The 15,650-nt window shown below is 43.8% G+C and carries 18 protein-coding genes; all 18 read right to left on the bottom strand.

All coding sequences use genetic code 11. The annotated features are described in order from the left end of the window. Positions 1–85 precede the first annotated feature (85 nt). Positions 86–673 (bottom strand): ribosome biogenesis GTP-binding protein YihA/YsxC, encoded by a 588-nt coding sequence (gene yihA, locus ACHBGV_RS09180; protein WP_167785535.1) that lies wholly within the window; start codon positions 671–673, stop codon positions 86–88. A 54-nt stretch (positions 674–727) separates the two neighbouring features. Beyond that, positions 728–1,957, bottom strand: coding sequence for an ATP-dependent Clp protease ATP-binding subunit ClpX (clpX, locus tag ACHBGV_RS09175; protein WP_394736183.1), 1,230 nt, complete (start codon positions 1,955–1,957; stop codon positions 728–730). A gap of 196 nt (positions 1,958–2,153) precedes the next feature. Beyond that, positions 2,154–2,666, bottom strand: a complete 513-nt coding sequence (locus ACHBGV_RS09170; RefSeq protein ID WP_394736181.1) for a dihydrofolate reductase — start codon at positions 2,664–2,666, stop codon at positions 2,154–2,156. A 338-nt stretch (positions 2,667–3,004) separates the two neighbouring features. Next, positions 3,005–3,844 (bottom strand): thymidylate synthase, encoded by an 840-nt coding sequence (locus tag ACHBGV_RS09165; protein WP_394736179.1) that lies wholly within the window; start codon positions 3,842–3,844, stop codon positions 3,005–3,007. A 51-nt stretch (positions 3,845–3,895) separates the two neighbouring features. Further along, positions 3,896–4,180 carry a hypothetical protein gene (locus ACHBGV_RS09160; RefSeq protein WP_394731913.1) on the bottom strand — a complete coding sequence of 95 codons (285 nt, stop codon included), beginning with the start codon at positions 4,178–4,180 and terminating at the stop codon, positions 3,896–3,898. 15 nt (positions 4,181–4,195) lie between these two features. After that, positions 4,196–4,474, bottom strand: a complete 279-nt coding sequence (locus ACHBGV_RS09155) for a hypothetical protein (RefSeq protein ID WP_105123284.1) — start codon at positions 4,472–4,474, stop codon at positions 4,196–4,198. Between the two features lie 16 nt (positions 4,475–4,490). Continuing rightward, positions 4,491–4,745 carry a hypothetical protein gene (locus ACHBGV_RS09150; protein WP_105123283.1) on the bottom strand — a complete coding sequence of 85 codons (255 nt, stop codon included), beginning with the start codon at positions 4,743–4,745 and terminating at the stop codon, positions 4,491–4,493. Between the two features lie 154 nt (positions 4,746–4,899). Further along, entirely contained in the window at positions 4,900–5,226 is a 327-nt protein-coding gene (locus ACHBGV_RS09145; RefSeq protein WP_394736178.1) for a YkvA family protein, read from the bottom strand. Positions 5,227–5,315: 89 nt separating this feature from the next. After that, a complete protein-coding gene (locus ACHBGV_RS09140) occupies positions 5,316–6,275 on the bottom strand; it encodes an ROK family glucokinase (protein ID WP_105138701.1) in 960 nt (319 codons plus the stop codon). Positions 6,276–6,359: 84 nt separating this feature from the next. Beyond that, positions 6,360–6,695: a hypothetical protein gene (locus ACHBGV_RS09135; RefSeq protein WP_105123281.1), complete on the bottom strand. Its 336-nt coding sequence runs from the start codon at positions 6,693–6,695 to the stop codon at positions 6,360–6,362. A gap of 1 nt (position 6,696) precedes the next feature. Then, positions 6,697–8,565 (bottom strand): ABC-F family ATP-binding cassette domain-containing protein, encoded by a 1,869-nt coding sequence (locus ACHBGV_RS09130; protein ID WP_394720029.1) that lies wholly within the window; start codon positions 8,563–8,565, stop codon positions 6,697–6,699. Next, positions 8,558–9,769, bottom strand: coding sequence for a CCA tRNA nucleotidyltransferase (locus ACHBGV_RS09125; protein ID WP_394736177.1), 1,212 nt, complete (start codon positions 9,767–9,769; stop codon positions 8,558–8,560). The genes ACHBGV_RS09130 and ACHBGV_RS09125 overlap by 8 nt, the downstream gene beginning before the upstream one ends. Then, positions 9,766–10,533 carry a 4-hydroxy-tetrahydrodipicolinate reductase gene (gene dapB, locus ACHBGV_RS09120; RefSeq protein WP_170239280.1) on the bottom strand — a complete coding sequence of 256 codons (768 nt, stop codon included), beginning with the start codon at positions 10,531–10,533 and terminating at the stop codon, positions 9,766–9,768. The genes ACHBGV_RS09125 and dapB overlap by 4 nt, the downstream gene beginning before the upstream one ends. Positions 10,534–10,541: 8 nt before the next feature. Next, positions 10,542–11,393, bottom strand: a complete 852-nt coding sequence (locus ACHBGV_RS09115) for a DegV family protein (protein WP_394736176.1) — start codon at positions 11,391–11,393, stop codon at positions 10,542–10,544. Further along, the gene (locus ACHBGV_RS09110) at positions 11,394–11,768 is read right to left on the bottom strand and encodes a DUF1149 family protein (RefSeq protein WP_105111974.1); all 375 of its coding nucleotides are present in this window, start codon (positions 11,766–11,768) and stop codon (positions 11,394–11,396) included. Between the two features lie 94 nt (positions 11,769–11,862). After that, positions 11,863–13,818, bottom strand: coding sequence for a fructose-specific PTS transporter subunit EIIC (locus tag ACHBGV_RS09105; protein WP_394736175.1), 1,956 nt, complete (start codon positions 13,816–13,818; stop codon positions 11,863–11,865). Further along, positions 13,815–14,726, bottom strand: coding sequence for a 1-phosphofructokinase (pfkB, locus tag ACHBGV_RS09100; protein ID WP_394736174.1), 912 nt, complete (start codon positions 14,724–14,726; stop codon positions 13,815–13,817). The genes ACHBGV_RS09105 and pfkB overlap by 4 nt, the downstream gene beginning before the upstream one ends. Continuing rightward, positions 14,723–15,472 (bottom strand): DeoR/GlpR family DNA-binding transcription regulator, encoded by a 750-nt coding sequence (locus tag ACHBGV_RS09095; RefSeq protein ID WP_394736173.1) that lies wholly within the window; start codon positions 15,470–15,472, stop codon positions 14,723–14,725. Before ACHBGV_RS09095 ends, pfkB begins: the two co-directional genes overlap by 4 nt. Positions 15,473–15,650 lie beyond the last annotated feature (178 nt).

Raw genomic sequence — 15,650 nt, 5'->3', positions numbered from 1 at the left:
CTACCCTAAAAAATGCTTGGACTACAAGTCGCCAAGTGAATTTCTTTTGGGTGGCTAACTTCAACTTGAAATTTGGGATTTTTTGTTAGATTTCACTCAGAATAGCGTCCCAGGCCTGGTCATAGCCATGTCGAGTTTCAGATGAAAAGACGACAAACTGGTCATTCTTATCAAAATCCAATTTCTTTTTGATAATGGATTCATGCTTGTTCCACTTGCCACGTGGAATTTTGTCGGCTTTGGTAGCAACGACAATGACTGGGATTTCATAATATTTTAGAAATTCGTACATCTGAACATCATCGGCGGATGGCTCATGACGCATATCTACCAGACTAACCACCACGCGGAGATTATCTCGACTGGTCAGATATTCCTCAATCATCTTACCCCACTTGGCGCGCTCAGTCTTGGAAACCTTGGCATAACCGTAGCCCGGCACATCAACAAAACGGATTTTATCATCGATATTATAAAAATTCAGTTGCTGGGTTTTACCAGGTTTGCCTGACGTCCGAGCCAGGTTTTTACGCCCCAGCAAGGTATTGATAAAGGACGATTTTCCAACATTGGACCGTCCAGCCAGGGCAATCTCTGGAATATCATCATCTGGGTACTGAGCCTTTGAAACTGCACTCAGTAAAATCTCTGCATTATGGGTATTGATTTCCATATTTTCCCCTTTCTCTGAAAAAGGAGGCGGTCAATTGACACCTCCTGACGAATTTTAGGCAGTTTCTAGCTCAGGTTTTCCTTCACCGTCTACTGCTGCTTTTGTCACGCGAACCTTCTTGACCTCGTCTTGACTCGGCACTTCAAACATCACATCCAACATGGTCTCTTCAATGATAGAACGAAGTCCACGTGCACCAGTTTTACGCTCGATGGCTTTTTTGGCAATTTCCTGCAAAGCATCTTCTTCAAATTCCAACTCGACATCATCATAAGAAAGCAAGGTCTGGTACTGCTTAACAAGAGCATTTCGAGGCTCTGTCAGGATACGCACCAGGTCATCCTCAGTCAATTGGTCCAGAGCTGCAAAGACAGGCAAGCGACCAATCAATTCTGGAATGATACCGAATTTCTGAATATCATCCGCGATAATGTGCTGCATGTAAGAATCTTTTTCTTCAATAGCACGGTTGTTTTGACCGAAACCAATGATTTTCTCACCCAGACGCTGTTTAACAATTTCTTCAATACCGTCAAAGGCGCCGCCAACGATAAAGAGAATGTTCTTGGTATCGACGTGAATCATCTCTTGGTTTGGATGTTTGCGTCCGCCCTGAGGTGGCACGCTGGCAACCGTTCCCTCGATAATTTTCAAGAGAGCTTGCTGGACCCCTTCGCCGGATACATCGCGGGTGATGGACACATTTTCACCTTTTTTGGCAATTTTATCAATTTCATCCACATAGATAATCCCTCTTTCTGCACGGTCAATATTGAAATCCGCTGCCTGCAAGAGTTTGAGGAGGATATTTTCCACGTCCTCACCGACATAACCTGCCTCAGTCAGAGCTGTCGCATCCGCAATGGCAAATGGTACATTGAGACTTTTAGCCAAGGTTTGGGCCAAGAAAGTCTTACCAGAACCAGTCGGACCAATCATCAGAATATTGGATTTTTGCAAGTCCACATCATTCTCATCGTCCCGCGTATCCTGGAAATTGATGCGCTTATAGTGGTTGTAAACTGCTACTGCCAAGGCACGTTTAGCACGGTCCTGTCCGATAACATAATGGTTGAGAATATTGAGCAATTCCAGTGGTTTTGGCGTATCAGCCAAGTCTGTCAATACTTCCTCAGCCAACTCCTCACGGATAATTTCCTGGGCCAATTCCACACATTCATTACAGATAAAGACATTGTTTCCTGCGATGATTTTTTTTACTTCTTCTTGGTTTTTTCCACAAAATGAGCAATAAATTAACTCGTGTGTATGCTTAACAGCCATATTTCTCCTCTTTCATCCCCTTATTTAAATAGAACACCATAGACGGCGTGAATGCTATTGACTAAGTTTGTAAAAGCATTCAATAAAAATAAAATCGCCAGCCCATACCGTTTCTTCTGAAAAGCCTGAAGGGCGCATAAAACACAAATCGCGCACAGGAATGCGGTAAAGATACCGAATAAACTTCTCTCCATGCCTATTTCTCTCTTCTTTTATAGTTTTTTATGATGAAATCAACGGGGTTGGCTTCATCTTTTGGACGAAACTGTTCACTTTGTAGCTGGAATTCTTCCATTGGAAAAGTTTCTGGGAAGAAACTATCACCTTCAAATTGCCCCTGAATATCTGTTACAATCAGTTCTTCAATGTAGGGTGCAAAGGCAGTAAAAATTTGCCCACCACCAAGGACAAACAAGGTTCCTCCTTGTTGGTGGTGCCAGTCCAGAACTTCTTCAACACCATGTAGGACTGTGACCCGGTCACTCTCCACTTGATAGCTTTTATCGGTGGTCAATACTAAGGTATGTCGATTTGGAAGTGCACGTTTTCCCATGCCGTCGAAGGTTATACGTCCCATCACCATAGTATGACCAGTGGTCGTTTCTTTAAAATGAGCCCAGTCTGCAGGTAAATACCATGGAAGTCTATCCCCTTTTCCAATCAATCCATTTTCATCTTGTGCCCAAATTGCAACTATCTTCTTTGTCATTTTCTCTCACTTTCCGTCCTATCATTCTATCAAAAAAACATAAAAAATGCACTTACCAAGTAGGTCTAGTGCAAATTTTTATCATGTTGAAACTATCACCGACTCCTCAGATATAGGGAAGATTCCAAGATTTATAGAATGTGAATCTAGTTGGGACTGGAAAGCCCCCCCTCATCTTAAATCGCCAAGTCGAAATTAAGTTGCGGTTTAACTGGCTTCGAAAGTCTGAGTATAGACTGTTGAAGGTTGGAAGTGAAACAGTTCGGGGAACTGTTTCAGCCCGAGCCTAAAAATAAAGAAGCGAGGTAAAAGAACGAAGTTCTTCACTGCTAATCCAGTTAAATTGCTAAATCGAATTTTAACTGCGGTTTAACTGGATTGTAGTCCACCAACTCAAAATCTTCTGCTTTAATATCAAAAAAGTTTGTTCCGTCTGGGACGTTCAAGACCAAACGTGGCTCAACTTCAGATGGTGTACGACGGAGTAATTCTTCAGCCTGTTCAAACTGATTGTCATAGATGTGAAGATTGTTGATGAAATAGAAAAACTTCCCTACCTTCCAACCAAAATGCTTGGCAATCATCATTTGTAATGCAACATACTGCATAGCGTTGATATGATGGGCTACCAACATATCATTTGACCGTTGAGTTAGAGTTGCATCCAGATAAATCTCCCCATCTACTCGCCGAACGTCAAACATAGTTTGAAAGGCACATGGCAAGAGACCAGCGGATTGGTCAAAGGCTTCATAATCCCAAAGGGAAATCACATTGCGGCGATTCCATGGATTTTCCTCCAATTGCTTGAGGATTTTTGAAATGATGTCATGCTTTTTAACAATTGCACCATAGCGTTCACCGATTGTGCCTGTTCCTTCAACTTCCCAGTCATTCCAATACTGGACACCGTATTTTTCCTGCAAGACAGACAAGTCATTGGTCTGATCTTGATAAATCCAGAGAATTTCTTTAATGGCGGATTTAATCGGAATTGGTCTTAGTGTGGTAATGGGAAACTCCCCCTTGGCCAAATCGTACTCAGCAAAGGAACCAGTAATATACTTGGAGTTGGCAATGTTTCCATCCTTGTAACGTGGACGAGCATTTTCTGAAAAAACGCCATCTTCCATAATCTTACGAATGTTTTCTTTAAAAATAATATCTGCTTTTGTCATGCAACTATTATACTTTTTTTGACCCAAAAATTCCAGAAGCAAGCTAGAGTTCTATGGAGTGAAGAGGTAAGTGTTACCCATATACATGGCCAATGTTGCGGTCAGAAAATAGCAAACGATGAAGAGTAGGGCAATAATGGTATGTCTAGGCTTTTTATGATAGATAGCTACTGGTAGCAGAGCCATTCCCAGCAAGGGGACAATTTTAAAACATGCGGTATAGGCCCACTTTTCCAGATGAAACCAATTTTCCATGGGTAACCATATACTGAGCCAAATCAGACATCCCAGGCCGATAATGAAACAGCTAAACAAATCCAAACTTTTCTTTAGCATACTGCTACTCCTTTCTTAGGGACCAAACAAGAAGTAACCAACGAACATGGTGATGAAAAAGGATAGGATAAAGGCAATGGAGAGAGCTGCCTGCCACACCTTCTTTGTGAAGAAGGACAAAATCAGCGTTACAAGTCCAATCGGTGGCAGGATGTAAAAAACAACTACAGAACCCCAGCTAGAAGGGAAGAACCAATGACGAATCCAGTTATCTAGAAAGAATCCTGATAACCAAAAGAGGGTCCCCGCTATAAGTAGATAGTGGGAAACTTGGTGTAGATTCCATTTTTTCATGATTTACCTCCAATTTTTAAGGACCAAAGAGCATCGATAACAATCCAATGTAAAATGTTAAAAATGGGCTAATGATCAGAAAGAGACAGATAAGCATGTGGGGAATCTGCTTGGTGTAGATGGCCCAAGGCAATACTACTGCTCCAACAAAAAACACACCAAATGTATTAAACCATTGAAAATTTAGGGCAGGAAAGAAGATTGTCGCATAGAGTAAAAATCCCAAAACCAGCACATAGCCTTGATAGCGGACGATATGATCTTTTGACATGATAGACCTCCTCGAACCTTTCAGCCATCTATAGCCACGAATAAAGAACGCCTTCTCCGATAATTTGCAATATCAATATTTCTACATTTTCATTATATATGATTCTGATTTGTTTTGAAAGACAAAACAATTAAAAACTGTGACAGCGGATAGGCTACTTAAAAACTTTTACTAGGACGTAGATAATCAAGGCCCATAGAAAAATGATTGGAAGACCATAGTACCACTTCTTGGGTTTGCCATCTTTCCAAAGGTCCTCAGCGGCCAATCGGTGATTGTCAAGTATTTCCTTGAGTATAAATCGAATGGTCAAGGCCACCAATAAGGGCAATAGAATAATGTCATCCAAACAGCCCAAAACTGGGATAAAATCTGGCACTAAATCAATGGGCGACAAGGCGTAGATTAAGGTTAAGCCTGCAAAAAATTTAGCGACAAGAGGGGTCTCCCTGTCCCTGATTGATAAAAATAGGGCTGGCAAATCTTTTTTTAGCTGTTGAGCTTGTTTTTTAAAAATCCATATTAGAACCTTTCTTCTAAAAAAGACAGAGTTTCCTCTGCCTGATTTACTTATTTCAAAACCAATGACGCTGCACCAATAACCCCGGCATCATTACCAAGTGTTGCAAGAGCCAACTTAGTTGATTCCTTAATCGGTGGGAAGACTGTCTCTTCAAAGACCTTGCGAACACCGTCCAAGAGGAAATCGCCTGCAGCTGATACACCACCACCGATGACAATGTAAGCTGGGTTTAGCGTCGCTGCAATGTTGGAGCAAGCTGTTCCTAGATAGCGAGCAAAGTTGCGGTAGACAATCTGAGCTAGGTCATCACCTGTTTTTGCTAAGTCAAAGACATCCTTAGCTGTCACATCTTGACCATCATCAATGAGTTTCTTCAACTCAGAATCACCAGCATACTGAGCTGCATAGCGGCGAGTCAAATTGACAATACCTGTCGCTGAGGCAACCGTCTCCAGGCAACCTGGCTTACCACATGTACACATGATAGGATCTTCAAAATCAACCGTCAAATGGCCAAGTTCGCCACCTGCACCGCGTGATCCGCGAATCAGATTTCCAGCAGCAACAACGCCACCACCGACACCAGTTCCCAGCGTCATGAAGACCACGTCAGGATTATTCTCGCCGGCACCGACCCACTGCTCACCCAGAGCTGCTACGTTGGCATCATTGTCAATAAAGAAAGGCAAACCAAGTGCTGTCTCAAACTGTTCACGGACCAGCTGCAAGGTCTTCCAGTTGAGGTTATAGGCACCAATCACAGTACCAGCTTTGCTATCGACCACGCCAGGAGAACCCATACCAATTCCCAAGAAATCATCCTTGGTCAGATTGTGGCTCTCAAAATGATCTTTGATACTCTCGATAATATCCGGAACGATATGGCTGCCCTCATCCAAAATGTTGGTCTTGATGGACCATTTTTCCTGGATTTCGCCAGCAGTCGTTAAAATAGCCAATTTGACAGATGTACCGCCAAGGTCAATACCGATAATTTTCTTTGACATAATCATTACCTCACTTCATTTTCTCTATTATACCACAATGCAAACCTTTTCGTAAAGCCCTTTCAAACAACTTGTACGGACAATTTATCTAAAAAGATAAAGCAGAACTAGAAATTGAATATGGAGAACAAAGCGCCCAACACTCAGCAACATAGCAGCTATAAAATTAGTTCCTTCCTTGGTCCCATTGAAGAGAAAAAGCGTAGAAATAAAGGTAAAACCAAGGGCAAAACCAATCATCTGGAAGGCATGGTAGCTTTGACTGTAAAAATAAAGGGTTACTGCCAGCACAAGCATTGCCAAAAATGTCAAACTCAGGCGCAGCAGGTTCATCTTTTTGGTTTTCAGAAAGCTATAAAGGGCTGAAACCAATGTGACCAGTAGGTAAAGGGCCATGTAGCCTATGATAAGAGTTTTCATCCTAGCCCTCCATCTCACTCAAATACTCAAAGCGCTCGTACTTCTCCAAGAGCTGCTCATTTTTCTGGTCCAGCTCCTTCTGCAGGTCCGACAATTTGGTAAAATCACTGCCACAGGTCAACATTTCCGCCTCAATGGCTTCGATCCGCTCCTCCAAACCAGCAATCTCATCCTCAATGGTTGCCCACTCCTGCTTCTCAAAATAGGACATCCGCTTCTTGTTCTCTCTGACCTTCTCGATTTTCTCCTTTGGTTTTTCCAAAGAAATAGCAGAGCTGGAAGCCAAAAAGGCCTTTTCATCCAGATAGTCCGTGTAGTTTCCAAAGAAGGTCTGGATACCACCGTCTTCAAAAGCAAGGATTTTATTAGCAACCTTGTCCAAGAAATAACGATCGTGGCTGACGGTAATGACAGGACCAGCAAAACCTTGCAAGAAATGCTCCAAGACTGTCAAAGTCGCTATGTCTAAGTCGTTTGTCGGCTCGTCCAGAAGCAAGACATTAGGCCGTTCCAGAAGGATTTTCAGCAGATAGAGCCGCTTTTTCTCCCCACCCGACAATTTTTCAATCAGTGTACCATGGGTATTACGCGGAAAGAGGAACTGCTCCAAAAGTTCAGCAATAGACACCATGCCCGATGTAGTCTTGGCTTCTTCTGCCACTTCCTGCAAGAAATTGATGACCCGCTTGCTCTCGTCTAATCCACGAATATCTTGAGAAAAATAACCGATACGAACCGTTTCTCCGATGTCTACCTTTCCTGCATCAGCCTGCAAGTCGCCTGCAATCAGATTGAGTAGGGTGGATTTGCCCTTACCATTATCACCGACGATGCCGATACGGTCCTTGTTTTGGATTAGCAGGCTAAAATCCTGTAAAATCGGCTTTCCAGGATAAGAAAAGCTGACCTGCTCAAACTGAATAACCTTTTTACCGATTCGGCTGGTTTCAAAATTGATTTCAAGACTTGAGTCATCAATAGCTTGATGAACCTGGTTCTTGAGGTCATGGAAACGATTGATACGGGCTTGTTGCTTGGTGGCACGAGCCTGGGGCTGTCTCCGCATCCAGGTCAACTCCTGCTTATAGAGCTGTTCTTTCTTGTGACGGAGAGCTGCATCCCGCTCGTCCTGCTCCGCTTTTAATCGAACATAGTCCTGGTAATTCCCCTGATACTCGGTCAAACCGGCCTTGTCCAATTCAAAGATGCGTGTGGCAATATTGTCCAAGAAATAGCGGTCATGGGTGATAAAGAGGACAGACTTTTTGGTGTTTTTCAAAAAGGTCGTCAACCACTCAATGGTCTCAATATCCAGGTGGTTGGTCGGCTCATCCAAAAGTAGGAGGTCGTCATTGCCCAGAAGAACCTGAGCCAGCTGTACACGGCGACGCAGGCCGCCAGATAAATCCGCCACCTTGCTGGTCACATCCTGTAATCCTAATTTTGACAGAACCGTCTTGACTTGGCTTTCAATTTCCCAAGCATTGAGGGCATCCATCTCTGCCATGACTTTTTCAAGTTGAGCCTGACTCTTATCGTCATAATTTGCCATGAGCTGCTCGTATTGGCGAATAAGCTGGATTTCTCGCAAATCGGATGACAATACCGTGTCCAGAACGGTCTTGCTCTCATCAAAATCAGGCTCCTGGGTCAGATAGGCCATCTGAAAATCATTCTTACTGGTAAAGGGTGAAATATCTCCATCGAAACCAAGCTTGCCTGAAATCACATCCAAAAGCGTTGTTTTACCAGTGCCATTGACCCCTATAATCCCAATGCGGTCGCCTGGGTGGATGATAAAGGAAATCTTTGAAAAGACGGTCTTGTCGCCGACAGACTTGGTCAAATTTTCAACGATAAAATCACTCATTGCTTAAAAACTCCTTTACAAAAGCCATAATGTCCTCTTCTCTGTTGGCCAAATTCCCCTCGACAATCTCATACTCCACTGCATTTAGGACCTGACCCAAGAGAGGACCAGGCTTGATAGCTAGATTCTTCATAATCATGCCACCATTCACAACAATCTCATGTCGTTCATGGATAATCAAGTCCTTATCGAGTTGAGCAATCTCTTCAAAATCAACCGAGAGCCCCTGAGCCTGACGCAGGTTTTCGACCAGTTCAATCAGTGTCCTGCCGTATTCGTAGGCCATCTGCTTGGTCACTGGTCCTGTCTGGCGGTGCTGATAAATTTTCACCAATTGCACGACCGTCCGTTGAAATTCATTGCTGGTTTTCCATTTTTTGAGGAAGGACTTGATGTTGTCCACTTTCAGACAGACAAAGAGCATGGCCCAGGCCTGTTCAGAAGTTTCAAAGATGAAATCTGCCTGCAAGCTAGATAGCATTTTCTTCAATTCCTGCCCTTTTCCAGCCAAATCTGGTAAAAAATCAAAGGCTTTGGAATCAATCATAGCCTGCAGCCCCTTGCGCCAATGGGGTGCCGTCAGCAATTTATCAAATTCGATAAAAATGCGCTCAACAGAGATTTTGTCCAAGAGCGGTGCTGTTGCCTGCATGGCCTCAAATGTCTCTGGATCAATCTCGAAGTTCAGACTAGCCGCAAATCTAAAACCACGCATGATTCGCAGGGCATCTTCATTGAATCGCTCTGCAGGGATTCCTACCGCTCGCAAACGCTTCTGCTCCAAATCTTCTAGTCCAGAAAACAAGTCGATGACCTGAGCATGTTCATCCAAGGCAAAGGCATTGACTGTAAAATCACGGCGTCTGAGGTCTTCTTCTAGTGAACGGACAAAAGAAACCTGGCTAGGCCGGCGGAAGTCCACGTAATCCTCCTCCGTCCGAAAGGTCGTAATTTCGTACTCCTTATGCCCTTCCAGAACCAAGACCGTTCCATGTTCAATCCCCACATCAATGGTCCGTGGGAAGATTGCTTTGGTCTCCTGCGGATAGCTGGATGTTGCAATGTCCACATCGTGAATGGTTCTTCTCAAAATGGCATCGCGGACCGATCCGCCCACAAAATAGGCCTCAAAACCTGCGGCCTTAATTTTCTCTAAAATCGGCAAAGCCTCCTGAAATTCAGAAGGCAGATGTGTTAATTTCATAGTAAATGTTCCAAACCATATACAAGTTGCTGGCGTTTGACAACCTCTTTTATACCGAGATTGACACCGCTCATGAAGGAGACACGGTCATAAGAATCATGACGAATAGTCAATCCTTCTCCCTGGGCACCGAAAATCACTTCTTGGTGGGCCACCAGACCTGGCAAGCGAACAGAATGAATACGGAATCCATCAAATTCTGCACCACGAGCTCCGGCAATCAACTCTTCTTCATCGGCTGCACCCTGTGGCTGCGCCTGACGAACTTGCGAAATCAACTCGGCAGTCTTAATAGCTGTTCCACTTGGTGCATCCTTTTTCTTGTCATGATGCAATTCGATGATTTCCAGATTAGGGAAATACTTGGCAGCCTGTGCTGCGAATTGCATGAGCAAGATAGCTCCGATAGCAAAGTTTGGCGCAATCAAGCCACCCAAGCCTTTTTCAGCCGAAAGTACAGTCAGTTCGTCGATTTCTTTCGGTGTAAATCCAGTCGTTCCAACTACTGGGGCAAAGCCATTCTCCAAAGCAAAGCGTGTGTTTTCATAGGCAAATTTTGGCGTGGTGAAATCCACCCAGACATCAGCATCTAGCTCTGCAACTTCTTCTTTTGTCTTAAAAACTGGCACGCCGTCCACTTCTGTCTCAGTGGCAAATGGATCCACCAAGGCAGCTAGACTAAGGTCTGCATCTCCCTTGACCATCTCAACCGCTGTTGAGCCCATTTTTCCCTTAAAACCTGCAATAATTACCTTAATTGTCATGTAAACTCCTATTCGATAATGGGCGAAATCCCGAAAGCAATGGCCCCTTCACCCAAATGCGTCCCGATAACGGAACCAAATGACACGATTGGCAACTGACTAGTCACACCAACCTGCTCCAACTGTTCTTTGAATCTATCTGCCTTTTCTGGGCAGTTGGCATGAATAATGGCCAGCTGGTAATTGCCGTCGGATGTTTTTTCTTGAAGAATTTCCAAGAGACGTTTGACAGCCTTTTTCTCCGTCCGAACTTTCTCGTAGACTTCGATTTTCCCTTCAGCCGTAAAATACAAAATCGGCTTGATACTGAGAAGGTTGCCGAGAATGGCTGCGGCGTTGGACAAGCGACCACCCTTGACCAAATGATCCAGGTCGTCCACCATGATAAAGGCAGACGTTTGGGCAATTTGTTGATCCAGTTTGGCACAGATTTCCTCAAAAGACTGACCGGCTGCTGCCCATTTCAATACATTTTCCACCATCATACCCAGTGGAGCTGACGTGATTTTGCTATCTGGAAAGGCGATTGTCAGCCCCTCAAATTCATCTGCCAGATATTGGATATTTTGGTAAAATCCAGAAATCCCTGATGAGAGAAAGAGACCGACTGCATGCGTGTAGCCGTTGGCTTGCAGGGCTGTCAAAATTTCTTCCAACTCCAAGAGACTGGGTTGGCTGGTTTTTGGCAAATCCTCGGAGGCTGCCATCTTTTGATAAAATTCTTCGGCAGTCAGATTTTGTCCTTCGACAAAGGATTCCTCATCAATGGTGACCGGAATAGGCAAAACAAATACATCTTTGTTTGCAAGCGTCGTCGGCTGCAAGACGGCCGACGAATCCGTAATAACTGCTAATTTCATTTAGAACTCCAAATTGATACCTGGGGCATCGTAGGCTATTTCAGTAACATCGTAGGTCATGCGTTTCAGCATGTCTAAGAGAGGAGATACCAACTCTTTTTTCTCATCTTCAGTAAATTCGGTTGGTTCATTGATAATGCGACCGTCCACATGGACACCTTGGCTAAAGGCACCAGAAATCACATGATGATTCAAGACAATCATAAAGCGCAAGATAACAACCATGGTTGTCCGCTGTGCTTCTTCGTCCCTATTGACCAATTGAAAATCAACTTTCAAGCCAGTTTTTGGCTCACCATGCTCTTTTTCCCATTCTTTGTTGCGAGCATCAAAGTGATACTGGTTGACAAATTCTTTATCGCGAATGATTTTCATTTTCAAGACTCCTCTTAAACAATAATACTCACATTATACCATAAACCTTGTGAAATAGCTAAAAAACCTTGCCAGGAGACAAGGTTTTAGTTGATTATTTTGGTTGGCGAAGAGCTCCGTAAAGGACACCAGACACCACTGCACCGATTGCCACATAAGCTAGGTAAAGAAGTGGATTAGATGTCAAAGCGATAACGAAGATACCACCGTGAGGAGCCATCAGTTGAATGCCTGACAAACCAACCAAGGCACCTGCAAGAGCAGAACCAGCGATAAAGCTTGGGATGGCGCGAGCTGGGTCAGCAGCACCAAATGGAATCGCACCTTCAGTGATGAATGACAGCCCCATAACAATGTTTGTCAAACCTGAGTTACGCTCTTCTTGCGTGAATTTATTTTTGTAAAGAAGGGTTGCAACGAATACTGCCAACGGTGGAACCATACCACCAGCCATAACCGCTGCCATGGCAACAGAACCACCATCTGCAACAGTTGCTGCAAGGGTACCCGTACCGAAGACATAGGCTGCCTTGTTGATTGGACCACCCATATCGACTGCCATCATTCCACCGAGGACAAGTCCAAGGAGAATAGCAGAGCTACCTTCAAGACCTGCAAGGAAGTTGTTCATACCAGTGTTGATAGCTGCCATTGGGATGTTGACAAAGAACATTAAGAAACCAGTGATAGCTGTACCCAAAAGTGGCAAGAGCAAGATAGCATTCAAACCTTGGAGTGATTTTGGCATGTTACGCAAAGCGTTGCGAAGAACAAGAACTACACCACCAGCAAGGAAACCACCAACAAGGGCACCTAAGAAACCAGATGATACACCAGCAAGGGCAAGGGTTTCTTCACCACCAGCTGCATAAGGGATTTTACCGAAAGCAAGACCGCTACTAGCGATTGCACCAGCTACGAAACCTGCAACCAAACCTGGTTTTTCAGCGATTGAGTAAGCAATGTAACCTGCAAGAAGTGGCAACATGAAACCAAAGGCTGCTCCACCAATCTTCATGAACATCGCTGCGATTTCATGGTATGAACCAAGACTACCAAGGCTGTCTTGTGGCACACCTAGAGCTCCATCGAATAGGAAGGCAAGGGCAATCAAGATACCGCCACCAATAACGAATGGCAACATTTGAGAAACACCGCTCATCAAGTGTTTATAGAATGCTTTACCAAGGCTGAGTTTTTCTGAAGATTCCACAGTAGCCGCTCCTTCTGTTGCTGTATAAGTTGACGCTTTACCGTCCAAGATGATGTTAATCAATTCTTCTGCTTGTTTGATACCAGCAGCAACTGGACGAGATACCAATGCTTTACCATTGAAACGAGGCATGTCAACAGCCTTATCTGCTGCGATGATAACACCTGCTGCATTCTTGATATCTTCAGCAGTTAGTTTGTTACCGACGCCTGATGCACCGTTTGTTTCAACCTTGATGTCAACCCCCATCTCAGCAGCTTGTTTCTTAAGTGCTTCTTCTGCCATGTATGTGTGGGCAATACCGGTTGTACATGCTGTAACAGCAACGATAAATGGACGGTCGCCACTTGGAGCTGCAACCACTTCTTCTGCTGCCTTGTCTGCTGCTTCAGCTGCGTCAAAGACTGAAATGACTTCTTCTGGGCTAGACACACCACGAAGTTTGTCAGAAAATCCAGGCTTCATCAAGTATTTAGACAATTCAGCAAGGGCAGCCAAGTGCGTGTCGTTAGCACCTTCTGGAGCTGCAATCATGAAGAACAAGTCAGTTGGTTGACCATCAAGACTTGCATAGTCAACGCCCTTGTTTGATTTAGCAAAGAGAACAGTTGCCTCTTTTACAGCAGCATTCTTAGCGTGCGGCATTGCGATACCGTCACCAAGTCCTGTTGTCGTTTGTGCTTCGCGGTTCATGATACCTGTTTTGAAAACATCAAAATCAGTGACATAACCTTTATCAACCAAACTAGCAATCATTTCATCGATAACTGCTTCCTTGCTTGTCGCTTGCAAATCAAGCAACATGACATCTTTTCTCAAAACGTCTTGAATTTTCATAGTGTTTCTACCTCAACTTTTTCATAAGTTTCCTTAATAAATTCGATACTTGCCAAATCATCTGAAAAGGCTGTTGCCGTACCGCAAGCAACTCCCCATTTGAGAGCTTCGATTGGGTCTTGTGAGCGAACGTATTCGCCAGTAAAACCTGCCACCATTGAATCTCCAGCTCCGACAGAATTTTTCACTGTTCCCTTGATTGGTTTGGCAAAGTAAGTTGCCGTTGGTGTAACCAACAAGGCTCCGTCCCCTGCCATAGAAATGATAACATTCTGAGCCCCCATGTCTAAGATTTTCTTAGCATAGGTCTCGATGTCTGTAATGCCACTCAATTCAACATTGAAAATAGCTTCCAATTCATGATTGTTCGGCTTGACCAAGAGTGGTTGGTGAGCTAATGAGTCTAGAAGAGTTTGCCCTTCAAAGTCACAAACTACTTGAGCCCCCGCTTTTTTCGCCACAGGAATCAGTCTATTGTAGACTTCATTTCCAAGACTAGCCGGTGCTGAACCGGCAAAGACAACTGTGTCCTGGTCAGTTAAACCAGCCAAAACCATTTCTAATTCTGCCAATTGAGTATCGGTCACAATTGGACCTAAACCGTTGATTTCCGTTTCTTGGTCTGCCTTAATTTTCACGTTGATCCGTGTATCTTGGTCTACCTCAACAAAATCGGTATCGATGCCTTCAGCAACCAATCCATCTTTGATGAACTGACCGGTAAAACCGCCAAGGAAACCTGTCGCTGTGTTTGGATAGCCCAATCGCTTCAAAACACGACTAACGTTGATTCCCTTACCGCCGGCATACTTATCGTCGCTCTCCATACGATTGACACTGCCTGTTTCAACTCTATCAAGTCGAACAATGTAGTCAATGGCTGGATTGAGCGTAACAGTATAAATCATACCTCGATTACCCTCGTTTTCTCTTTTATGATGTCCAACAAACTGCTCTCCGAAGATTGACAGATAATATTGGCTTTTTCGATGGCTGCAACCTTGGCAAAGGAGAATTGACCAATTTTTGACGCATCAGCTAGAACATAGCTTTCTTTTGCATTGTCTATGATGGTACGTTTGATGGACGCTTCTTCAATGTCTGGCGTTGTAAAGTAGTTTTTATCAATACCATTCATTCCCAGAAAGGCCTTGTCAAAATTAAGCTGTCGAATTTGTTCCAAAGCCATGGCACCTACTGAAGCATCGGTCGATTGCTTAACATAACCACCTATAATAATGGTCTTTATCTTGCGTTCTACCAACTTGACAGCGTGGTTAATGGAATTGGTTACAACTGTCAGGTTTTCCTGTTGAAGATAATCAATCAGTAAACTAGTCGTTGTTCCTGCATCAAGGAAAATCACATCGCCGTCCATAATTAACTGAGCTGCTCTTTCAGCAATCATCCGTTTTTCTTGAACGTTTTTGACAGATTTTTCAAGAATGGATTCTTCCAGTTGCAATTTAGCTGGTGCTTCTGCACCGCCATGTACTCTTCGAAGTTTCCCTTCATTCTCTAACTCGTCCAAATCCCTACGAACAGTGGATTCGGATGTTTCTAGAATATCAATCAATTCTTCCAGTCGGACAAATTGTTGTGCTTGAATGCGTTCTAATATGACTTGCTTGCGTTCTGATTTGAGAATGTCCAACACCTCCTGCAATCGTTTACAAAAACCATTATACACTAAAAACTGTCATTGTCAATCATTTTCTGGCAATTTCTTTCAAAAAATATCAAAAAACAGCAGGACGAAAGTTCTATAATGAAGTTAGCCACCTTACCTTAGTCAAGAATTAGATGTTTCACTATGTTTGAGTAAGTTGATG

Origin of the sequence: Streptococcus sp. A34 (assembly GCF_043674115.1) — a bacterium.
Taxonomy (GTDB): Bacteria; Bacillota; Bacilli; order Lactobacillales; family Streptococcaceae; genus Streptococcus; species Streptococcus suis_V.
Note: the sequence above shows the minus strand (reverse complement) of the source record. Positions and strands in the feature narration are given on the sequence as shown.